Origin of the sequence: Shewanella sp. LZH-2 (assembly GCF_016859145.1) — a bacterium.
In the GTDB taxonomy this organism is placed as follows: domain Bacteria; phylum Pseudomonadota; class Gammaproteobacteria; order Enterobacterales; family Shewanellaceae; genus Shewanella; species Shewanella xiamenensis.
The window spans coordinates 1,681,598-1,707,653 of sequence record NZ_CP069350.1 but is presented as its reverse complement, the minus strand read 5'-3'; the positions used below and the strand labels follow the sequence as shown (position 1 = coordinate 1,707,653).

The 26,056-nt window shown below is 46.7% G+C and carries 19 protein-coding genes and 1 other annotated feature; of the genes, 6 read left to right on the top strand and 13 right to left on the bottom strand.

Translation table 11 applies throughout. The features are described 5' to 3' along the window. The first annotated feature begins 39 nt into the window (after positions 1-39). Positions 40-1,263: a sodium/glutamate symporter gene (gltS, locus tag JM642_RS07680; protein WP_037426727.1), complete on the top strand. Its 1,224-nt coding sequence runs from the start codon at positions 40-42 to the stop codon at positions 1,261-1,263. Positions 1,264-1,427: 164 nt separating this feature from the next. Here the strand turns inward: gltS and JM642_RS07675 are convergent, their stop codons facing one another. Further along, positions 1,428-3,929 (bottom strand): FtsX-like permease family protein, encoded by a 2,502-nt coding sequence (locus JM642_RS07675; RefSeq protein WP_203433352.1) that lies wholly within the window; start codon positions 3,927-3,929, stop codon positions 1,428-1,430. Between the two features lie 3 nt (positions 3,930-3,932). Next, positions 3,933-4,682: an ABC transporter ATP-binding protein gene (locus JM642_RS07670; RefSeq protein WP_144375821.1), complete on the bottom strand. Its 750-nt coding sequence runs from the start codon at positions 4,680-4,682 to the stop codon at positions 3,933-3,935. 52 nt (positions 4,683-4,734) lie between these two features. Here JM642_RS07670 and JM642_RS07665 point away from each other — a divergent pair, with 52 nt between their 5' ends. Both JM642_RS07665 and JM642_RS07660 read left to right on the top strand, forming a co-directional pair. Beyond that, positions 4,735-5,334: an arylesterase gene (locus tag JM642_RS07665; RefSeq protein WP_169547874.1), complete on the top strand. Its 600-nt coding sequence runs from the start codon at positions 4,735-4,737 to the stop codon at positions 5,332-5,334. A gap of 144 nt (positions 5,335-5,478) precedes the next feature. Continuing rightward, on the top strand, positions 5,479-6,546 hold the full coding sequence (locus tag JM642_RS07660) for a DUF3083 family protein (protein ID WP_037419975.1): 1,068 nt from the start codon (positions 5,479-5,481) through the stop codon (positions 6,544-6,546). Between the two features lie 100 nt (positions 6,547-6,646). Here JM642_RS07660 and JM642_RS07655 read toward each other — a convergent pair whose 3' ends face one another. Beyond that, positions 6,647-7,378, bottom strand: coding sequence for an AcvB/VirJ family lysyl-phosphatidylglycerol hydrolase (locus JM642_RS07655; protein WP_172591075.1), 732 nt, complete (start codon positions 7,376-7,378; stop codon positions 6,647-6,649). Between the two features lie 7 nt (positions 7,379-7,385). Then, positions 7,386-9,938, bottom strand: a complete 2,553-nt coding sequence (gene mprF / locus JM642_RS07650; RefSeq protein ID WP_203433350.1) for a bifunctional lysylphosphatidylglycerol flippase/synthetase MprF — start codon at positions 9,936-9,938, stop codon at positions 7,386-7,388. A 396-nt stretch (positions 9,939-10,334) separates the two neighbouring features. Between mprF and JM642_RS07645 the strand changes: the two genes are divergently transcribed. Continuing rightward, positions 10,335-13,067, top strand: a complete 2,733-nt coding sequence (locus JM642_RS07645) for an SO2930 family diheme c-type cytochrome (protein ID WP_203433348.1) — start codon at positions 10,335-10,337, stop codon at positions 13,065-13,067. 137 nt (positions 13,068-13,204) lie between these two features. Beyond that, positions 13,205-14,386: an SO2930 family diheme c-type cytochrome gene (locus JM642_RS07640; RefSeq protein ID WP_037428591.1), complete on the top strand. Its 1,182-nt coding sequence runs from the start codon at positions 13,205-13,207 to the stop codon at positions 14,384-14,386. Positions 14,387-14,829: 443 nt separating this feature from the next. Here JM642_RS07640 and JM642_RS07635 read toward each other — a convergent pair whose 3' ends face one another. The 3 genes from JM642_RS07635 to JM642_RS07625 form a co-directional block, all read right to left on the bottom strand. Then, positions 14,830-15,849, bottom strand: a complete 1,020-nt coding sequence (locus JM642_RS07635; RefSeq protein WP_037428594.1) for an AraC family transcriptional regulator — start codon at positions 15,847-15,849, stop codon at positions 14,830-14,832. Between the two features lie 193 nt (positions 15,850-16,042). Beyond that, positions 16,043-17,059: a protease SohB gene (gene sohB / locus JM642_RS07630; protein ID WP_037428596.1), complete on the bottom strand. Its 1,017-nt coding sequence runs from the start codon at positions 17,057-17,059 to the stop codon at positions 16,043-16,045. A gap of 111 nt (positions 17,060-17,170) precedes the next feature. After that, the gene (locus JM642_RS07625; RefSeq protein ID WP_037428598.1) at positions 17,171-19,654 is read right to left on the bottom strand and encodes a VolA/Pla-1 family phospholipase; all 2,484 of its coding nucleotides are present in this window, start codon (positions 19,652-19,654) and stop codon (positions 17,171-17,173) included. Positions 19,655-19,915: 261 nt separating this feature from the next. On the opposite strand from JM642_RS07625, the gene JM642_RS07620 reads away from it, so the two are divergent. Further along, positions 19,916-20,653, top strand: coding sequence for a YciK family oxidoreductase (locus tag JM642_RS07620; RefSeq protein ID WP_037428600.1), 738 nt, complete (start codon positions 19,916-19,918; stop codon positions 20,651-20,653). A gap of 64 nt (positions 20,654-20,717) precedes the next feature. Here the strand turns inward: JM642_RS07620 and JM642_RS07615 are convergent, their stop codons facing one another. The 6 genes from JM642_RS07615 to JM642_RS07590 form a co-directional block, all read right to left on the bottom strand. Next, a complete protein-coding gene (locus JM642_RS07615; RefSeq protein ID WP_203433346.1) occupies positions 20,718-21,680 on the bottom strand; it encodes an exo-alpha-sialidase in 963 nt (320 codons plus the stop codon). Between the two features lie 102 nt (positions 21,681-21,782). Next, on the bottom strand, positions 21,783-22,658 hold the full coding sequence (gene rluB / locus JM642_RS07610) for a 23S rRNA pseudouridine(2605) synthase RluB (protein ID WP_037428604.1): 876 nt from the start codon (positions 22,656-22,658) through the stop codon (positions 21,783-21,785). Beyond that, positions 22,651-23,247 (bottom strand): SMC-Scp complex subunit ScpB, encoded by a 597-nt coding sequence (gene scpB / locus JM642_RS07605; RefSeq protein WP_037419998.1) that lies wholly within the window; start codon positions 23,245-23,247, stop codon positions 22,651-22,653. Before scpB ends, rluB begins: the two co-directional genes overlap by 8 nt. Before the next feature lie 3 nt (positions 23,248-23,250). Further along, a complete protein-coding gene (locus JM642_RS07600) occupies positions 23,251-24,039 on the bottom strand; it encodes a ScpA family protein (RefSeq protein WP_037420001.1) in 789 nt (262 codons plus the stop codon). A gap of 197 nt (positions 24,040-24,236) precedes the next feature. After that, on the bottom strand, positions 24,237-24,857 hold the full coding sequence (locus JM642_RS07595) for an L-threonylcarbamoyladenylate synthase (protein WP_037420004.1): 621 nt from the start codon (positions 24,855-24,857) through the stop codon (positions 24,237-24,239). Further along, positions 24,854-25,714, bottom strand: a complete 861-nt coding sequence (locus JM642_RS07590) for a PHP domain-containing protein (RefSeq protein WP_037428606.1) — start codon at positions 25,712-25,714, stop codon at positions 24,854-24,856. The genes JM642_RS07595 and JM642_RS07590 overlap by 4 nt, the downstream gene beginning before the upstream one ends. A 210-nt stretch (positions 25,715-25,924) precedes the next feature. Beyond that, positions 25,925-26,030: a sequence feature (Trp leader region), on the top strand. Positions 26,031-26,056 lie beyond the last annotated feature (26 nt).

Sequence of the window (26,056 nt, the reverse complement as noted above, 5' to 3'; positions counted from 1 at the left end):
TAGCGGTATTCCCACACAAACCATTTGTAAGGAACTATCATGCACACCACTTACACAATTGGCGAACTCGAGTCGTTCTTAATTGCTATCTTCGTGCTGTTTATTGGCCATTCCATCAATCGCCATGTGCGTGTTTTTAAACAATACAATATTCCAGAGCCTATCGTAGGTGGACTGGTCATCGCCGCAGTCGTTGCCTTTTTACATTTCCAAGACATCACTCTCATCTTTAGTTTACCCATGCAAAATACCTTAATGCTGATGTTTTTCAGCACCATAGGTTTATCAGCTAACTATAAGCTACTGCTTAGTGGCGGCAAGAAAGTGTTTATCTTTCTCGGCGTGGCCTCGGTCTATATTATTATTCAAAATGCGGTTGGCGTGAGTCTCGCGAGCCTCCTTGGTTTAGACCCTATCTTAGGACTTATCGCAGGCTCGATTACCCTCTCTGGCGGCCATGGAACAGGTGTTGCTTGGTCACAAACCTTTGCCGAAAACTACGGCATCAACACCTTAGAACTTGCCATGGCGGCGGCGACCTTTGGCTTGGTCATGGGCGGTATTATCGGTGGCCCTGTCGCGCAGCGACTCATTGGCAAGCACAATCTGATATCTAGTTACGGCATGGGCCGTAAGCACCACGCCACGCATCCACAACTGGTAACCTATGATCAGCTCGAAGAGGACCAAGTTACCGCCAAGACAATCATCGAAACCCTGTTTGTACTGCTGATCTGCGTTGCGGGGGCAAAATGGTTTACTGTGTTTGTCAGCGAATATCAGCTGAATTGGCTCAAGATGCCAGACTTTGTCTATGCCCTGTTTCTTGGCGTTATCATCGCCAACATCACCGAAGTCACCCGTGGTTATAAACCGCATACTGAGAGTATCGATGTGATAGGCACAGTGGCACTGTCGTTATTCCTCTCTATGGCATTGATGAATCTCAAGTTGTGGGAAATTTTAGATCTAGCGATCCCACTACTGATTATCCTGTTGGTGCAAACCGTCGTGCTGGCGCTGTTCGCCTATTTTGTAACCTTTAAAGTGATGGGCAGCAATTACGATGCAGCAGTGATCACTGGCGGTCACTGTGGCTTTGGTATGGGCGCCACCCCAACCGCAGTGATGAATATGGGCGCACTGGTATCCCGCACTGGCCCTTCTCCTCAGGCCTTTATGGTGGTACCGATTGTCGGCGCCTTCTTTATCGATATCGTCAATTTGATTGTATTGCAGGGCTACCTCAGTTTTATAATGTAACCATACAAGACTTTGTAATGAAATGAACGGTAAAGTCATCATCGTTGTCATCCAATGATAGCAACGATTTCACCGCCAATAAAAAAGCACTGGTTTATTCCAGTGCTTTTCATTTTACAAATGGGGTGTTACAGCGTTTGCCTCAGCTCCAAACTGACCTCATCTTAAGTGCCCACTTTTAATAATTCAGCGTAGGATTGATTGAGTAATTGGCGGCAGCGCCATACACCCAGCAGCGCGACCAATAAGGCGCCGCAGACTGGGGCAATCCCCCACCAGGGCCAGTGCATATACACATTGAGTTCAAACACTTGGGTCTTTAACAGATACAGCGCAAATTCCGCCACTATCACTGCAAGCACACCAGCAATGCCCCCCAGTAAGGCAAATTCAAGCCCAGTGGCACTACGCAGTAACCAGCCCGAGGCGCCAAAGGTACGCAGCACCGCGAGTTCACGCTGGCGCGTCGCCATTCCCGCCTCGGTTTGGGCGATAAGCACTAAGGAACTCGCTAGTAAGACGAGGATCAAGACTAACGTCAGCGACAGTGACACCTGCTCAATGATCTGCCGCAATTGCCCCACCATGGCGCCAACATCGATAATCGACACGGTTGGGAACTGCTGGATAAGTTCGAGGATCACTGTGTTCTTCGGGGCATCACTACCTTGCAAATCCGCATTCTTGTCGTCGAGGTAGAAGCTTGCCATCGAGGTATAAGCAAAGGGCGCCAACGCTTCTTGGGTGAAGATCATGAAGAAGTTTGGCTGTAATGTTTCCCAGTGCACGGCACGAATACTGGCGACCTTAACCCTTAGCTCTTGGTTATCAATCATATAGGTCAGCGTATCGCCCAGTTTTAGCCCTAAACGATCGGCAACACCGGATTCCACCGACACCTCATCAGCAGCTTGATTAAAATGCCCTTCAATCAACTCGTTGTTGGCAGGCAAGCTATTGCGCCAAGTGAGATTAAGCTCGCGGGAAATCCCTACTCGCCCCTTATCTCCGGCCTCGGCCTGCTCGTTAGAGATCAAGATCTCACCATTAATTTGCGTTAGCCGGCCACGAATGACGGGGTAGATATCCGTGGCTGCTATGCCCTTTTGTGCCATAAAGTCGTTTAATGGTTTAGCATCATCGGGGGCGATATTGACCAAGAAATAGTTAGGTGCATTCTCGGGCAGCTGTTTTTGCCACTCGTTGAGTAAATCCTGTCTAAGCGCCAAAATCGTCAGTAACAATACCAAAGCCGCACTAAAGCCCACCAGTTGCACCGCATTTTGCCGCGCACGGCGGCGTAACCCCGCAAGTGCCAGTTGCAATGGGTTGGTGGTTTTCATGCCGACACTGTGGCCAAGGCGGATCATCACAAAACCTAAAATACTGAGCAATACGCCCAGTAGCAGCACAGCCGCGACTACCGTCAGTGTCAGCGCCCAGCTTTGGGAATACAAATATCCCAACAGGGCCATCGCCCCTAAACTTAAGAGTAAATGCAGCCACATGCCAAGCTGCAAGCCTTCGAGTTGCCTTTGTAAAACGCGCAGCGGCGGAATCGCCAGCAGACGCATTAAAGGATAGGCCGAAAACATAAAGGCGCTGATAAGCCCTGTGCTGATCCCAAGCAGTAGCGGTCGCGTCAACGGCGGCGAATAGGCAGCGATTTCAGGGGGTAACAGTTGATTAATGCCTAAATCCAGCAGTGCCCCGCCGATTAACCCCAGCACAATACCAAACAGCGTCACGAGCAGTAAATGAATGCCGAATAGTCGACGAATTTGCGTTGATGAGGCGCCAAAGGTTTTAAGCATAGCCACCACATCATAATGACGTTGGCAGTAACGCTGGGCGGCAATCCCTATCGCGGCGCAAGCAAGGGCAATACCGAGCAAGCTTGCCAGCAGTAAAAATCGCTCCGCCCGCTTTACCGCACCAGCAATTGGCGAGTCGCCAGACTGCACATCGACCCAGCGCTGGGAATTATTCAGCAGCGGCTTAACGCTATTTTCAAAGGCGCTTAAGGCGCTTTCTTCACCCACAAATTGATACAGATACGTCACACGGCTGCCGGGTTGGATAACCCCAGTCTTGGCGACATCTTCTATCCGCATTAATACCACGGGGGAAGAAGCGAACGGATTAAAGCCAGCATCGGGTAAGCGGCTGATTTCTTGACTTAAACGAAACTCACTGTTGCCTAATTCCAGTGTTTGCGGGTATCCCAAGAGTCCCCCTAAGCGACTCTCGAACCACACCTCATCGGCGTGGGGCAAGTCTTGGGCTTTTACATCTTGGCCATTGACCGCTTTAAGTTCGATGTCTCCCTTAAGTGGATAACCGGACTCAACCGCACGCACTGTGACTAACTGAAACTTATCCCCCGCATATACCATGGAATTAAATTGCATATTGGTGACATGCTTAAGGCCAAGCTCATCGGCCTTGGCCAGAATGCTGGCGTCAATTTGAACGGGAGAGTCGATAATACGATCGGCGGCGATAAACTGAGTCGCTTGTCCGTTGATAGCAACTTGCAAACGCTCACTGACCCGCGCAAGACCGCTAACCGACAGCACCGCCAAGGTAATGGCGAGGATAATCAATAACAACTGCCCCTGTTGCAACTCGCGCTTAAACAGGCGCCATGCCAAATTAAGCTCCATGGGTTAGGCCTCCTTGGCGCTTAATTCAAGGTTGTCACTCACATTGTGCGATTGGGCCGAATCCAACTCTTCCTGCAAGTGGCCGTTGTCCATAACCAGTTGCCTTTGGCAACGCTTCGCCAGTTGTAAGTCATGGGTGACTAGGATGAGCGTGGTGTGGCTCTCTTGGTTCAGCTCAAACAACATATCGGCAATTTTATGGCCGTTAACACTGTCCAAATTGCCGGTTGGCTCGTCGGCAAATAGCACTTTAGGTTCACAAATAAAGGCCCTCGCAATCGCAACCCTTTGCTGCTCACCGCCGGATAACTGTTTAGGTAAATGAGTCAAACGGTGGGATAACCCCACGCGCCCCAGCATGGCCTCGGCCTTCTCCTTGGCATTTTTAACCCCGGCAAGCTCGGCCGGTAGCATCACATTTTCAAGGGCGGTTAAGGTATCAACTAACATAAAAGATTGAAAAATAAAGCTCACTTTTTGCTTACGCAGCGCGGCTTTCTGTTCTTCATTGAGCGGTGATAGGGCCTGGCCATCGAGCCAAATCTCCCCCGCCGTTGGGGTGTCGAGCGCGGCGAGTAAGCCAAGTAGCGTCGATTTACCCGAGCCGGAGGGTCCTAATATCGCAACACTTTCGCCCTGCTTGACATCTAAGTTAATGCCCTTGAGGATAGTGAGCGAACCTTCCTGAGTAGTCACCGATTTTTCGAGGTTAACCACATTAATGGCACTATTTTTTGAAACGACGTTAGACATAGGATCCTTCTTATACAAATCGTTCTTGCGTCAATTGCTAAGATGCAAGCCTATGGCAAAGGCCGTGAGCGCCTGCATCCTGTTAAGTCTATTTATAACCACGCCAGTTCAGGCGGCGAAAGTGTTGATCCTCGGCGATAGCTTAGGTGCCAGCTATGGCATGTCGGAACAAGTAGGCTGGGTGGCACTGCTGCAAAAAAACTTACCCGAGCATGAATTTACCAACGGTTCGGTGAGCGGTGAAACGACAGCGGGCGGTTTGCGTCGTTTGCCTGCGCTGCTCGATTCCGTTGCCCCCGATTTGGTAGTAGTCGAACTCGGTGGTAACGATGGTCTACGTGGATTCCCCCCGACGCAACTCAAAAATAACCTAACCCAAATCATTACCCTAGCCAAAAATAGCGGTGCTAAAGTGCTACTGACCGAAATCATGGTACCGCCTAACTATGGCCCTCGCTATAGCCAAAAGTTCACCCAAGTGTATCAAGAGATTGCAAAAGATGAGGATATTGACCTTATCCCCTTCTTTATGCAGGAGGTCGCTCCCCATCCAGAGTTGATGCAAAGAGACGGTATTCATCCCAATGAAAAGGCCCAAGAGAAGATTGCCACTTGGATGCAACCTTGGATTGAAAAAGCCTTAACTCAATAAAATCGCTGCAATTTTAAGCTAATAAACAGCTTGCTGATGTAAACTTGTATTTAAGCGATAAAAACATGCTCCAACGCAACATTAACGCCTGAGATAAACAGTAAAATTCGTGTTAGCAAATGGTTAACCCAACAAGGAGTCAATATGTCCCTTAGCCATCAGCAAAAAGTGTACATACCCAAGGAAGCTCGTACCAATCAGTACATCACCGCCGAAATTAAAGTCACGGATGAATTACTGGCGCAATACCCCGATTACCATAGCTGTTATCAAACCTTAAGCCGCATTATTTTTAACTTGGCAGAACAACACGATCTCCGTAACGTCCATGTGATCACTAACGATAAACTGCCAGTCGTGCGTTACCATACCGAAGCGTATTGTTTCCAAACCGCTGAACAAATTCTGTTTTTTTACAATCCCGCCTATCACGAGGCACAAAATCTGTTCACTGCGGACAACTACCGCGCCCGCAAACTGCGTATTGTTTTCTTAGCGACTGGCGATGAAATCCGCAGCAACTCAGCTAATTTCCATACCCGTGTACGGGAGCTATTAAACGAATTAATGCCTAAGCTGCCGATTAAAGATCTTAAGGTAAAGATCCGCGACCACCAGCATTTATCCTATGATTTATTCGCCAAATCAAAAGGTAATAAAGAAACCTACGGCTATAAACTCAGAGCCATTGCACCAAGATACAAGGCCAGAAAATGTGACCTGCCGGAAAATGTCAGTTCACTCACCTATGTCACCGTCAGCCTGCCGCTGAGTCGCAAACTCAAACAAGGTTTACTACCAGAGTCAGCAACTGACTTTAGCCCGTTATATCAACACCTTGAGGATAATTTCATCAAGGCGGCTACCAATAAGCAATTAACGCGCTTGGCTATGATAGCCAACGGCTTAACTCCCTTAGTACGTAACAGTAAGTTTGAAAAACTCGACAGCAAGGCCGAAGTGCAGATGATTGGTTTTGACCCGAACGCAACTGAGCAGCAAGTAATTCGCCGCTGGGATGCTGATAACTTAGTCGAAGCCGCGCATTTTACTATTGTCGCGGGTGCGAAGGACTGTGATGACTCAGGCTATGGCCGTTTTATGAATAACGTTGAAGCCGCATTGAAAACCTTTGCCGCCGAGATTGGGCTAGATCCTGAGCGTGAAGATCTCGTGGTGCGCTTCCATCAGCACATTAGCTACCAGCTCTAATTATTCGCTGTAGCACGACCGATAACAAAGGGCGCATTTGCGCCCTTTTATCTATAATTGCAAAGCATTACGCTTATACGATGCCATGCACTAAAGCCCTCTAACTTGACTTCAGCCAACCTTTTATCAGCTTGACTACTTTATCGTAATCGTCATCAAAACTGTGGCCACCGCTTAATTCCATCACAGTGACATTGGGCTGCTTGACCTCTGGACATAAATGCAGCGGCGCATCGTCCTCTTTACCGTAGAGACAAAGCATAGGCACAGTGGTTTGTTTGTTCACTTCGGGCAAGGTTAAGTAACGAGCCGATTGGTTATCCGAGGTGACAATCTCACTCACATGGATTTCAAAATCCGAAGATTGTGAAGGAGAAAGCAGCACAGCGCCCACGACATTCTGCCGATATTGAGTGGGCATATCATTTAACACAAAGGGAATCACTTCGGCCCCAAAGGAATAACCAATCAAAATCACTTTTTGCGTGCCAAATTCCGCCTGGTACTTATCAATAATCGCTAAGGTATCTTGGGTGACCTCTTTAGGATCTTTTTGTTTCCAATAATATTTCAGCGAGCTCCAGCCGACGACAGGCCAGCCCTGCTGCTGCAAAATGCCCCCTACGGCTTTATCAAGCGTTGCCCAGCCACCGTCACCACTCAAAAAAATCACCAACGGTGGTTTGGCATGGGATGACGCAGCTTTTACCTGAGTTGATGATTCGACAGGCAATAGGGTCAGCCCCAGATTATCGGTAAACTCATCAGCAAAGACGTTAGCAGTGGAACATAAAAGTAAAACGCTAAGTAGCTTGATTAAGGATTTCGTCATCTCGCACCTACTTTTTAAACACGCCAGTTGTACCACGACTCGTTAAGGTCACAAGACTGCCCACCACTACAGGTAAAGAGAGCCCACCATAACAAATCAAATACTTAGCCTCCCACCTTGGATTAAACTTATCCTTATACCTTCTAAGCCCCTGAAAGTTGTAAAATTTATTCCCCTTCTTATAAACCGTTTTGGCAAGCTTAGTCCAAAATGGCACCAAGGCTCTATCAGTCAATCCAGACATGGGCGCCATGCCAAGATTGAACAGCTGATATCCTTGCTGTTTGCCCCATTGCAAGAGTTCTGTAAACAAAAAATCCATAATATTACTGCCCGATAAACTAGGCTGATAGCGCATCAAATCAACCGAAAACTCTATTTTGGCCGCACTGGCCCACACATTGGAAAAAGCTACAAGCTCGTCGTTTAAATACACTAAGGCCATCGGCGTGGCGCACAGGTAAGCAGCAGAAAAATACCCAACTGAAAATCCCTTTTCTCGACCTTGCTTCGCCTTAAGCCAGCTCGAAGAAATAACCTCTAACGTTGGCAATAGGGCCTTCACTTCACTGGCCTCGATAATTTTAAACCGTAACCCTTCCCTTAAAGCCTTCGCATGACTTTGACGCAAGCTACGATACTTACTCGACTGTAAATCAAATTCCGCCAAGGGCACTATGGCCTCCTCGCCGAGTTTATATAGGCTCAACCCTTGTTCTAAAAAGTGGGGTAAATACTTTTGCGTGACTTGATAAAATACTGGCCAACCATCGTAAGCATCGCATAACTCCCTAAACTGCCAGAGTAAATCATCAAATTTATCTGGATTTCCAATCGGATCGCCCATCACAACCCAGCAATGTCCTGCGCGGGCATACATTAAAAATGCATCGTTATCTTCATTAAATAACAATGACTTATCTTGAACTAAAGCAAGAAATCCGTGGCTACTTGGAGCGTTAGCGACGATATCCATAGCGCAGCTTAAAGTATGCTCATCCAATAGACGGGTTTGCGGTCTTCTCATCGCTAACACGTAGCGAAAGGCAAAAATCAACAAGATCACTAGGGCAACCGCCCCACCCCGCAATGCACGGGACACATGGCTATCTTGAGAAAAAGTAAACCAAAGTGAATGATCGTAATCCACATCCTGATAGGCAAAAAATAGCACCCACATCATCAAAAATAATGCCGCCGCCAGCGATAAGGCCCAACCAAAAGAATATTTAATTCCCACAATAGAACCTTGGCGATAAAAAACCTGCTCGCAGGGCAGCATTAATAAATAGATAAGACCAAGTGCGAGGGATATCTGCCACTGAGCGCCCTTTAGTACAATAAACACCATGGCTACCAATAAGAGTTTTTGCGTTAACTCAAACGCTTTTTGATAACGTTTAAATAGACCGTGTGATAATAGCAAGAGTAAAATAGCACTCGCACTCAATATCAAACTTGATAGTTCCACAATTGGTAGCGGCACTATCGCACCTAGCCAATGATATTTATGAATAATGGAAGGGTTAACAACCGATAGCAACAACACTAAGCCAACGCCAAAAACACTAATGCTTAATAATGGTGGCAATAATTGCCTGACAATCTGTAAATTAACATTTAACTTAGAAAACTTATCCTTATTAGTTAATACTAAGGTTGCCACAAAATACATCAGCGCTAAAACAAATGGCACTATGTAATACATTAATCGATAAATAATCACTGAACTTAAAATTTGTTCGGCAGGTAAATATTGCGATAAGGTAACAGTAACTACCGTTTCAAATACGCCAATCCCTCCAGGCACATGGGCAAGCACCCCGATTGCATTGGCTACAAAAAAGATGCTAAGGACCTGTAAATAACTTAATCCATCCACCTCAGGTAGTAGAGAGTAAAATAATGTCCCCACAACGATCCAATCAATACTCGATACTAGAAACTGCTTTAGAGATAAGGAAAAAATCGGTGGTGCCAATTCGAACCCACGAAAATGAATAGACCTTTTCCAGATCAGGCTAAATACAAAATAGCTAATGACACCCAGCAACATCAAGATACCAATCACTCGATTAAGAGAGAAAAACCAAGTTGGCAACGGTAAGTCGGAAAGTTGCTCTGCAGGAAAACTAATCAGAGCAAGTCCGCAGATAAAGAAAAGTCCAAGGAAAAATGTCACTGAGCAAGCGAGTACAACCTGGGTAATATTATTGCCACTCAAACCTAATTCAGAATAAAATTTGTAGCGTATAGATGTGCCGGTCAATAATGAAAAACCTATCGTATTAGAGAAGGTAAATGCCAGAAATGAAACAGGAGCTACCTGTTGATAACTTAAGGGCGATTTTAGTTTTCTAATGGCAAGATAATCATATAATGTTAATAGTAGATAACTGACCAACGTCAATAAAACCGCTAATAAAATTTTTGATGGTGCAAATTGTTTAATCTCTAAAAAAATATCATTTAACTGATAATCCTGCTCTAAGTTATATAGCAGAAACAACGAGACTGTGAATATTATCAAACTAATAATCACACGGATCCGCCTACCCATTTTACTCTCCAAGCGCTGTTTAATCTGCAAATAAAATCAACAATAAGCATTGATAGGACATTAAAATAAAATTAACTTTATTTTATTATTCAACCCTATTTAATCGAACGATTTTTAACATAGTGATTTTGGAGAGGCAATCTAATTAATCATTCGCTTCATGATGTTTTATTCATCTTGTAAACACTTTGTTCTAATCTGGCTTAAATATCCCCAAAATAGTTTAAAACAGCCATTAAGTGGTCAGCTTTTTTCGCTTAACCATTCTAAAAAAATGAATGGGTTGCATGTCCTATCTTTCACTGTACACGGCATGATTTTGGCCATATTTCACATTGCCTTTTTCAGCTCCGAGCGCATCCTGTTAACGAAATTATAACAAAAGCAGGAGCACCTATGTTCAACAAGACGACACACCCACTCTCACGCAAGGGCATTAAGGCAAAATCACGCCAGCTCTGGCCGAGCAACTCCCACAGAAAAATAACTCAAGGTAAAGCAAGCTGGCTGATGCCTACAGGGGTCGCCCTACTGATGGCTTTTAATCTAACGGGTTGTTTTTCTGACGATGATCCCGCCCCAGTGGTAACGCCACCCGTGGTGCAGCCACCTGAAACTGGACCCACCTTTCCCGAAGGTGCAATCAAAATCCCCGCTGGCGATAACCTCACGATGCGTATTCAAGAAGCCTTAATTAACGCGCAAAGTGGTGCAGTGATCGTGCTTCCTAAAGGAACCTTTAATATCGACTCAACTTTGCTGTTCGATGGCGATGTAGATGGGGATGGCAGTTATGCCAAAAACGTCACTATCATGGGCTACGGGATGAAGGACACTATCCTTAATTTCGCCCAAGCTAACTCGGGAGATGGGATTTTCGTCCAAAACGCTCTCAACATTACCATTCAAGATCTGTCGGTTAATGAGGCAAAAAACAATGGTATCAAACTTAAAAACACTAACGGCATTATCCTGCGCCGCGTTGGTGCAGTATGGGAAGGCGAACTCGATAAAGATAATGGTGCCTATGGTTTGTATCCGGTTGAATGTGAAAACATTCTGATTGAAGACAGTTATGTTCGCGGCAGTGCCGATGCGGGGATTTATGTTGGGCAGTCCCAATATATTGTGGTGCGTCGCAATATCGCCAAAGAAAACGTGGCGGGGATTGAAATCGAAAACTCCAAATATGCCGACGTGTATAACAATGAAGCGATGGGTAATACGGGTGGGATTTTAGTGTTCGACTTGCCGATCAATAACCACAGATACGGCTCTAGCGTGCGGATTTTCAACAACAAAGTGTATGACAACAACACGCCGAACTTCGCCAATGCTTCTGCTAACCCCGCAGGTGTGCATATTGTGCCGCCAGGCACTGGAGTGATCATTTTATCCACCGCAGATGTGGAAATTTTCAATAACCAAATTACCCGTCACGACACCCTAGGAGTGACTGTGAGTAGCTTTTTTATTGCAGAACCCGATATGACCTCCTTTGTCGGCAACTATGGTCAACCTGGTCAAGCGATTGAGGATGGTTGGCGTCCTGTACCACGTAATATTTATTTACACGACAACGTAATTACCGATTATGGTAGCAAGCCAAAAGGTTATTTAATTCAAGATATTATTCGAGCCTATATCATAAATCATGGCACGTTACCCGGCGTACTCTACGACGGCTTAGGGGAAATGCTTGCTAATAACGGCACCGCCGCTTACCTCGGTTTGAAAGAGACGCCCTTTGCCACTGACGGTAGCGATAACGTCTGCGCCAGTGATAACGGCAACGTATCCTATGGCCGGCTCTATGCCAACAGCAATACGGATATCAGCATCGCCGATGTGCAATATGAAAAGACCCAAAACGCCCTACTGAAATGTACTCAAGTGAGTCTGCCTGTGCATACCGTCACCTTTGCAGGCCAAGTATTTGGCTGCGGGGTTGACGATAATACCGCAGGTTGTGATGGCGGCGTATTGGTCGGTGGCGGTGGTACTATCGGTGAAGGCGAAGGCGGTCTAGTAGGCGATGGCGATCAAAGTCTGTGTAAAGCGACTGGCTCAAATGTTAGTTGGGATGCACTGCTGAAAGCAAACTGTCCTAAACTGTCGGATTACAACCTGTTTAGCGATGCCAAAAACCCCACCACAGGCCCGAATTCGGGTGGTGTCCCTTACGATCTCAACACGCAGCTCTTTACTGACTACGCCAGTAAATATCGCTTTGTGTATTTACCTGCGGGACAAAAAGCCAGTTACTCCGAAAAAGAAGCGTTTGATTTCCCTGTGGGGAGCGTTATCGTCAAATCCTTTGCCTTGCCAAGCGATACCAGTAAGCGCGGTATTAGCAACGAGAGCTTGATTGAAACCCGCTTACTCATCCATCGTCCAACGGGCTGGAGCGCACTGCCCTATGTGTGGAATGCAGATAAAACCGATGCCACGTTGGCGAAAGCGGGAGCGATTAGCAGTCAAACGTTGAGCCATAAAGGGGAAAGTCTGACCTTTAACTACATGGTCCCGAGCATGAACCAATGTAAGCAGTGTCACCAGTTTAAAGCTGATAACAATAGCAACGCCGTGTTTGTGCCTATTGGTCCTAAGGCGCGCCATTTGAACCGCAATTTCAGCTATCAAGATGGCAGTATGAACCAACTGCTGAAATGGGAAAGCCTTGGTATTTTGCAAGGATTGCCCAACCTAAGCCAAGTGCCACAAGTGCCCGCCTACCACGATGGTGACGAAGCGACCGTCGCAAGCTTAAGCGATACCGCATTAATGCAAACGGCTAAGGGTTATCTCGACATCAACTGCGCCCATTGCCATAGACCCGAGGGCAACGCCTCTAATACTGGCCTAAAACTCGAGTACTGGCGTGGCTACAGCGATGATGCAGGTTTCTCCCATGGCACCTGTAAATCACCGGTTGCCTATGGCGGTGGAAACTTAGGTTTCGATATAGTCCCAGGCAATGCCGCTGAGTCCATCCTGCACTTTAGAATGCAAAGCACGACTCCGGGCGATCGTATGCCTGAAATTGGCCGAAGCTTAGCCCATGATGAAGGCGTAGCGTTGATCAGCGAATGGATTAAACGTCTACCCGCAGCAAGCTGCTCACGCTAGCGTTAACGTAACAGTGGGTGAAAGCATGCTTGCAATCACCCACTTGCTTACCACTTCAAGACAGAGCGACCCCTGACATTGAAGGCCAACTCGAGGCCTTCTTATTTTCTAATGACATCTTAACGAGCTGATAATCCATGAAAAATCGCCAAACACTTTCGTTGGTGTTGATTATCACTGTGCTGCTCACAGCCTGCGGCGGTAGTGACAGCCAAAGCAGCGATAGCGGCCAAACACCGCCGCCCACGACCCCAACCAATCCAACGATACCAACTAGCCTTTGTGTTAATACTTCAGGGCAAGTTAACTGGCCCGCCTTGATGGCAGAAGACTGCCCAGTGTTAAGTCAATATGGTCTCTTTATCGACCCGACAAACCCAACCATACAGCCACAAGCTCCGGGGTTTAGCTATCAGCTCGCTACGCAGCTGTTTTCTAACTATGCCAGCAAATACCGCTTTATCTATTTACCCGCGGGCAGCAGCATACAGTACCAAGCGCAGGAGGCATTTGAGTTTCCAACTGGCGCCGTGCTGGTTAAAACCTTTGCTCTTCCACAGGATACGGCTATCACAGGCATAGCCAACGAAACGCTAATCGAAACGCGGCTATTGATAAAACGCCCCCAAGGTTGGACGAGTCTGGTTTATCAATGGCAACAAGGTGAGGCAAAGCTGCTTACCGCAGGTGCAAGCGTGCATCATACCCTGATTAACCAAGGCCAAAGTCAAAGCTTCGATTACAACATACCGAGCCGCGCCGAGTGCAAAATTTGTCACCAAACCAACCAAGATAACAGCAGCCAAATCATTCCGATTGGCCTTAAAGCCCACTTATTGAATCGCGACATAGTCGACCAAGGACAAAGCGTCAATCAACTCAGCCTGTGGGCCAAACAAGGCAAGCTTGAGCAGTTACCCGAGTTAAGCCAAGTGGCCAAAACCTATGCAATTGACAACCATCAAGCCGATTTAACCGCCCGCGCTAAGGGCTATTTAGATGTAAACTGCGCCCACTGCCATAGCGCTAAAGGCTTTGCCAGTATCTCTGGATTACGCCTCGGTTTTTATATCGATCACACCAGTTATCAATATGGGATCTGCAAGCAGCCTCCGGGATGGGATGGCGGTGCGAAAGGACTTGATTACGATATTGTCCCCGGCAATGCTGAACATTCAATTTTGCTGTATCGCCAAACGCTCTCTGAACCGAAAGATCGCATGCCGCCTATCGGTCGCAATCTTGAGCACCAAGAAGGCGTTGAATTAATTCGTCAATGGATAGATTCACTGGCACCGAGTTTAGGGAATTGTATTTAGGAAAGTGCTGAGTAGTACTAGGGCGTGTTGACGTTTCAGGGTTATTTTTGCAGCAATGTGGCTGGCTTTTATGCAAGGCAAAGTCCGTGCAGTGTAGTTATTCTACATAAACGGACGATAACGCGGCAGAAAAGCCAGCCAAATGCTGCCCGAAGGGTTCGTCTGGCAAGCCCTTGCTCTTACTTTCTGTCATAAGAGCCGCTCGTCATTTGAGTAGAATAACTACACATCATTCCTCGTTTCGCGAGCACGTGCTTTCCTGAACGAACAAAATCTAATCTCGAAACGTCAACACGCCCTAATGTCACTCACATTGCATAGCAATGGAGTGACGTTAAACAAAAATAAATGGGATAAACAAGGATGAAATTGAATATAGGATAGCGCCGTTTCCCTTAAAGTATCGCGTCCGTTTTTAACCAATTAAGCTAGTTCACTATCCTTTAGCCGCAGTTAAGCCGACTAAAATACCCTGGCGGGTGGCCAATCCAATGCTTAAAGGATTGACGGAAATGGCTCACATCGCTGTAACCTAAGGTCTCGGCAATCGCCTCAATATCTAGCTTGTTGGCTAAAATCAACTCGACCGCACGTTGGCAGCGCACCTGATCAACGAGACGCTGATAACTCGATCCCAGCTGAGCAAGTTTACGCCGAAAACTGCGGTCGCTCATATGCAGCTGCGCCGCCATTTCATCCAAATGAAGTACATGGGGAAAATGTGCGCGGATCGCTATCAATACGGTTTCGATAAAGGAGGTGGTAAAAGCTGAAGGCGTTACCTCTGCAAATTTAGGGAAAGGATAGTTTATTGCAAGAGCAAGATAATCAAGGGAAATACTCCATTCGTAATATTCGCAATTAAACTGCACTTTCGCACCCGTTGCCTCCTCTAAAAAACGGCAGTCTCGACCTGACCCAACCAAATTAATTTGACTTAGCGTTATCGCCTCCCCAGTCAGCTCTCTGGCGAGCCCCAATAGTGACCCAATACTGTGTAAAAACTGAAATCCGTATTGTGCTTTATCAATACGACCCGTATTAAGCCAACGAATGCAAACACTGTCATCTGTTAGACGTACCAAAGAATCAGTAAAACTACCAACTAAACTCGGGTGATTAATCACAAACTGTAAGCAGGCCTGCAATGAGCTAAGTTGAGCAAGATGGGGCAACAATACATCTAAGCTACTCACCCGATAACTCAGCCCTAATTTAGTACCAATATCGGGATCTCCACCCTGTAAGCGTAAAAACTCCATCGCATATTCCACCTGCCAGACAAAGACAAACTGGCAATGATTAAGCTCAGTCCGGCCAACACCAATATGACCACAGACTTGCTGTAAGGCTTTTTCGCCTAACTGTGAGGCAATAAAGTCGAGAATATTACGCAGCTCAAATGCGGGATAGGTTTGATCGCCTACCATCAGGTTCGTCTTGTAATCGACGCGCTGTAACATGGAATATCCTTAATGTGATTTGTTCAGCTTTTAATTCCCTAGGTGATTAGTTGTATAAGATCTCGCTTATTTTGAATAGTCTTAAACCAAACTTAATGTTAAAAAAATGTATTATTTCATTTCGCGCCCAAACAAAACAAAAACGCCTGCATATTCGCAGGCGTTTTCATCTGTATTAAGTCAATGCGTCGGCTTACATGGGACGATTTTTCTCAACTAATCGATTAAAAATCGCATTTACCGACAGGGACGCACCATGGGCGATTTTATCGGCTAGTTTCTTGCGCACCTGATAACGCAGCTTATACACGGTACGTTCGCCCGCTAACTGCATTAACACATCATCACTGGTTGAAATCGCATCGATAAGGCCTAATTCAATCGCCTGTTGACCGTACCAATGTTCACCAGTTGCCACCTTTGCCAAATCGAGCTGAGGACGATATTTGGTTACAAAAGCTTTAAACAGCTCATGGGTTTCTTCGAGCTCCTGTTGGAACTTCTGTCTGCCCTCGTCAGTATTTTCGCCAAAGACGGTTAAGGTGCGCTTAAAGTCACCGGCTGTGTGTTGCTCATAATCAATTTCGTGCTTTTTCAGCAAACGGTTGAAGTTAGGCAACTGAGCAACTACCCCGATAGAACCCACGATGGCGAATGGCGCGGCATATATTTTATTGGCGACACAGGCCATCATATAACCACCGCTGGCGGCAACTTTATCCACGCAAATCGTTAATGGGATCTCGGCCTGACGCAGACGATCGAGCTGGCTCGATGCCAATCCATAACCATGCACCATGCCACCGCCACTTTCGACCTTGACAATAACTTCATCACCCTTTTCGGCGATGGTTAAAATTGCGCTGATTTCTTCCCGCAAAGATGCTACTTCGGCGGCATCAATACTGCCTTTAAAATCAATGACAAAGACCTTGCCTTTGTGGTCTTCTTCGGCCGCTTTTTCCTTCGCCTTTTCGTCTGCTTTCAGCTGTTTTTCGTAGGCTTTAAACTGCTTCTTCGTCAGCAGTTCCTCCTTCAAACTGTGCTTTAGTTCTTCCAGTTCTTCTGAAAGGTTAGTGATCCTCAGTTCACCTTTATCCGATTTGTGCTTCACAGTGGACGCGAGGACGACAATAATCACAGCAACAATCGCAACAACGATAGTCACAGCTTTGGCCAAAAACATGCCATATTCGTATAGAAATTCCAAAGTACTCTCCGTTGGGACCTAAGGTGATCCGGTTTAATGCGCGCTATTCTAACAGCCTAAAGCGCCATAAAAAAACCCAGCAAAGGCTGGGTTTTTAGGATTTAACTCGGATTAGTTAGGACAAGTCGCGATCACACTTGGATCGGTGACGTAAATAGTGGCCTCACCTTTACCCGCAGTCGATGCATAGGTGGCTACTTGAGTCTGCATCTCTACCGTTGCCGCAGCTGCCATACCATCTGTAGAACTCTTCTCGCTTGGGTCAACAATAGAACTGTGATGGCCCTTGGCAAAACGCACCACACCAAGCCCTTTCGTCGTAGCATCGACGCAAGGTAAACCCATTGCAGAGATCAGCGGTTCAGTACCTGATAATGGGAAGTTATCGACACTATTAGGTAACACTTGATCCGCTAAGTTACCATTACCATCACCGGCGACTTCAATTAAGTGCACAGGTAATCCTGTTGCTTTTAACATGCCAGCATGGTTAACCGGATCTGCTGAGTCCACCGCCGTTTGCACAGCAAAGGCAAAAGTAGGAATAAATTGCGCGTAAACCGCCTGAACTAAAGCCGCATATTCAGGGCTGCCTGGCTCATATCCTGCCGTATTAGCCTTATCGACTAAAGCTTTGAATGTCGCCGAAGCAGTGACATTATTAAACAGTACGGGACCGAAGGTGGCTGAACCGGCAAAAGCGCCTGCTAAACCACCAGCAGGAGCAACCAAAGAAGCCGCATTAATCACATAAGGGTTAGGTAAGGCTTCACCCGTGGTTGGATTTCTCATCCCCGTGCTGGCATAGGTAGCAAAATCGGTTCCCACAATCGCACCTAAACTTAACCCCTGCGCACTGATCTTAGAGACATCAAATACTTGTGGTTGATTAGCCTGCGCAAGCCCTTGTGCGAAGCCAGTTAAGGCTAAACGCACGCCAAGGTGATCCATGGTTGCCTGACGGAAGTTATCTCGCACAGAAAGTGTGCTTGAGATATTGACAAAGACTAACGGGTTACCATTTTTAAAGGCATCCGGAGTACCAATCACATTGCCAAAAGAGGGATCGGTTGCCGAAACTTCGTAAATACCATCCCCATTGGCATCAAATGAACGAGCACCATGTAAAGGCATATCGATAGCTACCGTTGCCACGCCCATGGCCGCATAAGAACCCGCATAAGCTAAAGACATTTCCTTACCGCCACCTAAACCATGCAGCGCAATCGTGGTTGGCCAGCCTGATGTTGGTGGTGTAAAGGTTAAGCCTTGCTGCTGATAGAAGGCCGCGAGTTTAGTGGCATTAGGCATAGAAATCAGTACAGGTACCGTTTCATAACCTTTAATCGCAGGGATTGGGTTAAATTTGGTCAAATGTTTGGTTTTATCAACCGCAGTACCATCGTCTAATAGCCAGGTTTTACCTGCCATTAGCGAAGGATTAGCTAATGCATCAGCAGGGTTAGCAATACCATTAGCGACAGCCTGCATACCAAAGTTTGTTTGACTTAAGGTGCCCGCTTGCAGCGCTAATAGCACAGAAACGGGGCTATCGCCTTGGGCTTTCCAACTCCCATTTATTAGTGGTTTACCTTCTGCAGATAAACAACTGACAGAAGAACAATCACCGTAAATTGGCAATTTAATTTTTGCAGTATAGACATCCGCTAAATTTGAAACCACGTAAGCCATACCATCTGCTGGTTTTAATCCCGCAGCCTGAGCCACAGTTAACCCAGTAGGAGTAGGCATTTGTGCAAAACTAGGTGCATAGGGAGCGCCTCTTGCCATCAACAGTTTTGTGGTTTCATAAACATTTGCGACTGATTGAGTAGTGAACAAGCCAGAGTAGGTAATGGTTGAAGTATCAACATTATGTGCAGCTGCTATCCCCTTCTCATAACTATTGATTAAGGTTTGCAACATCAGTTGATCTGGCGTTTCTAGAGGCAGCGTATTGATATCCATCTTCAACGTACCATAGGTTGTTGAAGGGGCAATGCCGCGTCCCTCTGAATCCTGAATTAACTTAGTGGTCGCATAAATATAAGACTGACCCGCTTTAAGCGGTTTTAGTGGAATAATGACGACTTTATTGCCTGAGGCAGTAGAAACAAAGTCCACACCAAATTGTAATTCAGCCCCTACTTTACAAGCTGATACTGACGGTTTGGCTTTACACTCAGGATCAGAGGACAAAGCGCCCCCCACGGTAGCCTCAAACATTCTTACCGCGCCAGGCTGGGCAACAGATGCCGCCATCAGGGTGAGCTGGGTGCCATCATGATCTTTTGCTAAATCGATATCAATTGAAATGGGCGACGTAGTTGACCATCCATCTAATGCACCGAGTGCAATCTGAGGATCGGTATAATTACCAGAACTTTCACCCGGTATAGATAAAGTACCATCCTTAGTGCCGCTGAACAGGAGGTCATTTGGCAAAGGAACTTTAGAGTTAGCAGGGTCGAATACCATACGGGATTCAGGGATGAGCGGCTCCGTCTTATCCTTGAGTTCGTTATAACTGTCCTCGCCACATCCTGTGAGGCCCAGTGCTGATGCAATCGCAACACACAAAATGAGTCTTTTCATTTTTTTTCCCCAAATCTTGTTGTAATAGTTTTGTTTTCCCCAAGAAATTAGTCACAATAGCGCAAAAGCTATGACTAATAGGGCTTATGTTAGCCCCTAACTCATTTCAAGTTAACGTAAAAATATTGAGTTAGCCACAAGTTTGTCACAAAGATTTTAGCTATTTATAACAAAGTTTCATTCATTTGTTTGAAACATGCGTTTAGCAGTTCAGCGACTCTAGAAGTGGCGGGCATTTTCGCCAAGAGGAATAAAAGGCTCATGTTGGAATATCAAGCAGCAAAAGATTTACTTAAAGGTAAAACTATTTTAGTCACTGGTGCAGGAGCAGGCATTGGTCGCGCGGCGGCTATCGAATTTGCCAAGCATGGCGCCACGGTGATTTTACTCGGTAAAACCGTTAAAAAACTCGAAGCCGTTTACGATGTTATCGAGCAAGCGGGTTATCCGATGCCAGCCATTGTGCCACTGGATTTAAAAGGTGCGACCGAACAAAACTACCGTGATATGGCCGACACGATCAGCGAACAGTTCGGCCATTTAGATGGTTTACTGCATAATGCCAGTTTACTCGGCGCCCTAGGTCCGTTTGAACACATCGATATTCCTTCACTTGAAGATGTACTTAAAGTCAATGTCACCGCACAAGTGATGCTAACCAAGGCATTACTGCCAGTGCTACGCCAAGCACCAAGTGCCTCGATTATTTTCACCTCCAGCAGTGTTGGTCGTCAGGGCCGCGCCTACTGGGGGCCCTATGCCTTCTCGAAATTTGCCACCGAAGGCATGATGCAGGTACTCGCCCACGAATGTGATGGCACTTCAGTCCGCGTGAACAGTATTAACCCAGGCGCAACGCGCACCGAAATGCGTGCTAAAGCATACCCTGCCGAAAATCCATTCGATTTAAAAACGGCCGAAGAAATCATGCCGACTTACTTGTATTTAATGGGACAGGACTCTAGCGATATTAACGGTCAGCAATTCAATGCCCAGTAAGTAAGGCTCACTAAACGCTGTGGTATAAAAGTAAAGGGAACCGAATGGTTCCCTTTACTTTTACTCAGTCGCTGAGTCTAATTTTAGCAAAGTAAATCATTGTTTTAGACTTCTCTTGCAAGTTATCACTTTGGACTTGAATATTATCGGGAACCGATACCTGCTCGTGACTTGAATAATAACTCACCCAAAGATGATCACCTTTCAGAACAATGCCAGCATAACTAGTATCGCCCTGCGAAGGTAACGTGAGCCTCTCATGAATAGCGCCCGTATCTTGATTTATTTCAATAAGTGCAGTGCGAATGTTCCCTTCATAAAGACGTACAACCGCCATCAAACGGGATTGATAGACAAACAGCACTGGCCCACCGATGCGTTTATCGAGTGTTTGCCAAGTCCATTGCTTGAAAGGTGGCAAGCTGTGACCCAGTAAACCTAAAAACTCGTCACTCCACACGGGATCGCGCCTTAATAAACAAAAACAACTCCCTTGGTGAAATACAAGCGAACTTTCATTTACATAACCTTGGTCGTTAAAAACAGGCATCCAAGGTTTAAAGAGCTGTCCATCGTCACTTTTGTAGAAACGGGTATCTCCATCAGGCCCCGCCCGATATCCCACACCATAAAGTGCATCTTGATGCTCAGTTAAACGCCATAACCAGTAACCTTTATCAGCTACCGCCTGCGGTTCGGACCAATGTACGCCATCCTTTGAGCGCCAAAGATAGGATTGTAAACCTGATTTATTGTGCAAAGTACCACCACCCAATAGCAACAACTCACCTCGAAATTCAATTAATTTGCCATCCCGTAAATCAGCATGAGCCGAAGTCAGCAGCGCCACACTTTGCCAATTTTCCCCGGCATCATGGGAGCAAAGAATACGTAAAGCGCCATCAGGAGATACGTGAGCAGAGCCTTCTCGAAATACACAAAATAATGCCCCTTGGTATAACACCAGATCGGTAAAAGCATTATGCTCACCTTGCGCCCAAATTCGCTTGACCGATATTAATTCCATGGTTCATCTCCTCGTCATCTTTAGGCTTGTTATAGCATAACCATAGGCTACAGAAAGCAAAAAAGGCCGCAAGCGGCCTTTTAACTGGGTAACATAAACCGATTAACTACGTTGACGCGTTGGCTTCGATTTACCCGTTGAGGTGACTTTATGCTTACGTACAGCGCGGCGAATTTTGGCACTCTTCACCTGCGCACGGGCCACACTGTGTTTATCTGCAGCCAGCATAGTGCGAGTTTCAGGTTCAAGGCCCGCTAATTGGCGCAGGTAGTTAACTTGCTCAATTGGCAATTCAATCCAACCACCACGGGGTAAAGATTTAGGTAATTCCACCATACCATAGCGCACACGGATAAGACGGCTAACTTGCACCTCTTGGGATTCCCATAAACGGCGCACTTCACGGTTACGGCCTTCACGTAAACACACGTGCCACCATTGGTTCATACCCTCACCACCCGCGGCTTTAATGGCATCAAACTGCGCCATACCGTCTTCTAACATCACGCCGGTACGCAGACGTTGTACCGCAGCCTCTGGTACTTCACCAAAGGTACGAACCGCGTATTCGCGTTCAACTTCGTTAGACGGGTGCATCAAACGGTTTGCCAGTTCACCATCAGAGGTAAACAGCAATAGGCCTGAAGTGTTGATATCCAGACGGCCTACCGCAACCCAGCGCGAATCACGCACTTTAGGCAAGCGATCAAACACAGTTGGACGACCTTCAGGGTCTTTACGGCTACAAATCTCACCTTCGGGTTTGTGATAGGCCAGCACGCGGCAAATCACATCATCGGCAGACTTGAGCGATATGGCTCGACCATCGATACGTACTTTTGCATCAGCTTCGATACGATCGCCAAGATTGGCAATCACGCCATCAATACTAACTCGGCCTGCAGCAATCCATGCCTCCATCTCACGACGGGAGCCATGGCCTGCACGGGCCAAGACTTTCTGCAATTTTTCACTCATTAGTATCTTGCTCTTCTGACTGTTCAGGCGTTACTTTCAAACCCGAAAATACCGCCTGCAATGACTCAGTATCCGTAAGCGCGGGTAAATCCGCGAGGGTATCTAAGCCAAAATAGGCTAAAAATTCTAAGGTCGTGGCGTAGAGTGCGGGTCGCCCCGGGACTTCTTTATGGCCAACGACTTTAATCCAATGTCTATCTGACAAACTTTTGATGATGTGGCTACTAATGGCCACACCACGCACCTGCTCAATATCGCCACGGGTCACAGGTTGACGATAGGCGATCACCGCCAGAGTCTCTAATGTTGCCCGCGAATACTTAGGTGCTTTTTCCTGCCACAGGGGTTGCAAAAACGGACTCAGGACTTCCAAGGTCTGGAAGCGATAACCTCCAGCCACTTTCACAAGTTGAACACCCCGTTCCTGATAATCCTGTTGCAACTCGTCCAATGCGGCTTTGATTTTGTCTCTGGAAACACTGAAATCCGCCAACACGGTTTCTTTCAACATTTTCACCGACAAGGGTTTCCCCAATACAAACAGACTCGCTTCAATAAGCTGTTTTAATTGAATTGGATTTATCTGCATCAATTAATAGGCCTTTACATAAATAGTTGAAAACGGCTCTGTTTGGTACAATTCCACTAATAATTCTTTGACCAATTCCATTAGCGCTAAAAAGGTCACCACCACACCGGCGCGGCCTTCTTCGACACTGAATAAACGCTCAAAGGGCGTAAACGTCTCGCTATTAAGCATGGCTAAAATTTGGCTCATGCGCTCGCGGGTCGATAACTGTTCACGCTTAACATGATGATCTTCATTGGCATCGATACGTTTAAGCACCTCGCCAAAGGCGCGGGCGATTTCAAATAACGATACATCAGGCGGAATCACCAAAGGTTTGATATTCGGTGAAGGTGCCGCGATTGCTTGAAACACATCGCGTTCAAGCCGAGGTAAATCATCAATTTTTTGCGAGGCTTCCTTGATTACCTCATAGGCCTTCAATTGACGGATCAACTGGGCCCGTGGATCTTCTTCCACCTCATCTTCCGCCACCATACGCGGCAGCAGCAGACGGGATTTAATCTCAGCCAGTGTAGCCGCCATGACCAAATAATCCGAGGCCAGTTCAATACGCGCCTGAGTGAGCATCGCGATATATTCTAAATATTGCGCGGTGATCTGAGAAATGGGTAAATCGACAACATCTAATTTTTGCTTACGGATCAGATACAAAAGTAAGTCTAGCGGCCCTTCAAAGGACTCCAAGAACACTTCCAACGCCTCAGGTGGAATAAACAAATCCTGCGGCATTTCGGTCATCGCCTGACCACGAACAACGGCTAAGGGTAAACTTTGTTGCGTGCCCTGCATCCGCTATCCCCATGTAAAACAATCACCTTGAAACCGCCATTCCCAAGCAAACAGTATCAGTCTCATTAAATCGAGTTGACTCGCTTCTTCGCAAACGCGCGATTATACCCGTAATTTAATGGCGATAAAACTGCCAAATGACGGTTTTATCGGGCTAACATACGCTGCCATACACTATCGCTGAGACAAACCTGATTTTACAGAAACGGAGTCACATCCCCAGCGCCTTCACGCAGGACTTCGAACCCATCTTCCGACATATCGATGACAGTGGTTGGCTTTTCACCTAAATAACCACCATGAATAATCACATCCACTTGATGCTCTAACAGGTCGCGAATATGTTCAGGGTCCGACTCGGCAAATTCTGCGTTTGGCATCACTAAACTGGTCGACATCAACGGCGCATCTAACGCCTCGAGCAGTGCTAAGGCAATCACATTGTCTGGCACGCGGATACCAATGGTTTTTTTCTTGTCATTTTGCAGACGACGGGGCACTTCCTTACTCGCCTTAAAAATGAAAGTGTACGGCCCTGGCGTGCAACTTTTTAGGATGCGATAGGCCTGATTATCCACCTTGGCGTAGGTCGCTAATTCAGATAAGTCACGGCACATTAACGAGAAATTATGATCGTGTTCGATTTGACGAATGCGAGTAATGCGCGTCATTGCGTCTTTCTCACCGATCATGCAACCGAGGGCATAACCCGAATCGGTTGGATACACAATTACGCCGCCGGACTTCAGCACAGCCACGGCTTGACTAATCAAACGTGTCTGTGGATTTACTTCGTGTACATAAAAAAATTGACTCATGGTCGTTCCATCCAAGATCCCGACTGCCAGACCCAATCAATACCTTGAGGCTGGTAGAGATTTTTACCTAATTCAATCCAATTGCTTGGAAAGTGAAAATCACTTCCTATCGATGCAAGCAACTGATTTTGGACACTCAGCGCCACTAAATTGGCCCTATCATCCACCGTTTGCTGGCCGAGCACCACTTCCATGGCATCCCCGCCTGCTTCTTTAAATTCTCGCACTAAACGCTTTAACCACTTGGCAGACAGCTTATAACCACTCGGATGTGCCAATACCGCGAGCCCGCCCGCGTTGTGGATCACCTTAATTGCGCTGGCCATATCGCCCCAATTATTGGGCACATAACCCGTCTTACCACGGGCTAAGTAACGCTTAAATACACTGGGCATATCCACCGCATAACCGTGATCGGCAAGCCAACGAGCATAGTGACCACGGCTTAACGCTGCGCCTGCCGCAATTGCTTTTGCGCCTTCATAGGCGCCTTCGATCCCGGCTTTAGCCAATCGATGGCCGATTTCTTCGGCACGAAGCTCACGTAAGTCACGCTGGTTTTCTAAAAACGTTAATAACTCTGTGTGGGTTTCATCAAAATTGAGCGCCACAATGTGAATATCGTAACTATTCCATCGGGTTGAAATCTCAACCCCAGAAATCAGCTTTAACGGTTCGGTCTGCGCTTGATTGAAGGCGCGGGCTTCACTTAAGCCTGCAACCGTATCGTGATCCGTTATCGCAAATAACTGCACGCCCTTTTCAAGGGCTCTGGCGACCAGCTCGGACGGCGTGAGATGACCGTCAGATGCGGTCGTGTGGCTGTGCAAGTCAGCCAAGATGCTTTGAGTATTCATGCCGTTATTGTACGTTAATTTAAGATGAAATGTGCATTTATCTCACACTTTATCCAGCAGGAACCGCATTTGACACAGTGAGTTAGCCACATGAATCCATCATTTTGAAAAATATTCAATTGACTTTCGCCTCAGGCTCATGTTTTCTATAGCTCAACTAACGAATTATTGAGACCCTTTTGAATGACCCATACTAACGCTTCTTTCAACATCATTTGGTGGTGGCACTTCCCAACGTAGCGGGTGGTGTGAAGCTCTGTGCTCATTTGAAAGTAACAGAATCAACAAAAGCCCGCAGAAATGCGGGCTTTTTTGTTGGTGCGAAAAATGTCTGCAACGCGG

Excerpts from the sequence above, each read along its gene's own strand:
- JM642_RS07625 (WP_037428598.1), bottom strand. The coding sequence starts at position 19,654 with ATGAAAAGACTCATTTTGTGTGTTGCGATTGCATCAGCACTGGGCCTC.
- JM642_RS07665 (WP_169547874.1), top strand. The coding sequence starts at position 4,735 with ATGGCAAAGGCCGTGAGCGCCTGCATCCTGTTAAGTCTATTTATAACC.
- scpB (WP_037419998.1), bottom strand. The coding sequence starts at position 23,247 with ATGCAGATAAATCCAATTCAATTAAAACAGCTTATTGAAGCGAGTCTG.
- JM642_RS07590 (WP_037428606.1), bottom strand. The coding sequence starts at position 25,714 with ATGAATACTCAAAGCATCTTGGCTGACTTGCACAGCCACACGACCGCA.
- JM642_RS07615 (WP_203433346.1), bottom strand. The coding sequence starts at position 21,680 with ATGGAATTAATATCGGTCAAGCGAATTTGGGCGCAAGGTGAGCATAAT.
- JM642_RS07675 (WP_203433352.1), bottom strand. The coding sequence starts at position 3,929 with ATGGAGCTTAATTTGGCATGGCGCCTGTTTAAGCGCGAGTTGCAACAG.
- JM642_RS07640 (WP_037428591.1), top strand. The coding sequence starts at position 13,205 with ATGAAAAATCGCCAAACACTTTCGTTGGTGTTGATTATCACTGTGCTG.
- JM642_RS07600 (WP_037420001.1), bottom strand. The coding sequence starts at position 24,039 with ATGCAGGGCACGCAACAAAGTTTACCCTTAGCCGTTGTTCGTGGTCAG.
- JM642_RS07595 (WP_037420004.1), bottom strand. The coding sequence starts at position 24,857 with ATGAGTCAATTTTTTTATGTACACGAAGTAAATCCACAGACACGTTTG.
- gltS (WP_037426727.1), top strand. The coding sequence starts at position 40 with ATGCACACCACTTACACAATTGGCGAACTCGAGTCGTTCTTAATTGCT.
- JM642_RS07670 (WP_144375821.1), bottom strand. The coding sequence starts at position 4,682 with ATGTCTAACGTCGTTTCAAAAAATAGTGCCATTAATGTGGTTAACCTC.
- rluB (WP_037428604.1), bottom strand. The coding sequence starts at position 22,658 with ATGAGTGAAAAATTGCAGAAAGTCTTGGCCCGTGCAGGCCATGGCTCC.
- JM642_RS07620 (WP_037428600.1), top strand. The coding sequence starts at position 19,916 with ATGTTGGAATATCAAGCAGCAAAAGATTTACTTAAAGGTAAAACTATT.
- JM642_RS07655 (WP_172591075.1), bottom strand. The coding sequence starts at position 7,378 with ATGACGAAATCCTTAATCAAGCTACTTAGCGTTTTACTTTTATGTTCC.
- JM642_RS07645 (WP_203433348.1), top strand. The coding sequence starts at position 10,335 with ATGTTCAACAAGACGACACACCCACTCTCACGCAAGGGCATTAAGGCA.
- JM642_RS07660 (WP_037419975.1), top strand. The coding sequence starts at position 5,479 with ATGTCCCTTAGCCATCAGCAAAAAGTGTACATACCCAAGGAAGCTCGT.
- JM642_RS07635 (WP_037428594.1), bottom strand. The coding sequence starts at position 15,849 with ATGTTACAGCGCGTCGATTACAAGACGAACCTGATGGTAGGCGATCAA.
- mprF (WP_203433350.1), bottom strand. The coding sequence starts at position 9,938 with ATGGGTAGGCGGATCCGTGTGATTATTAGTTTGATAATATTCACAGTC.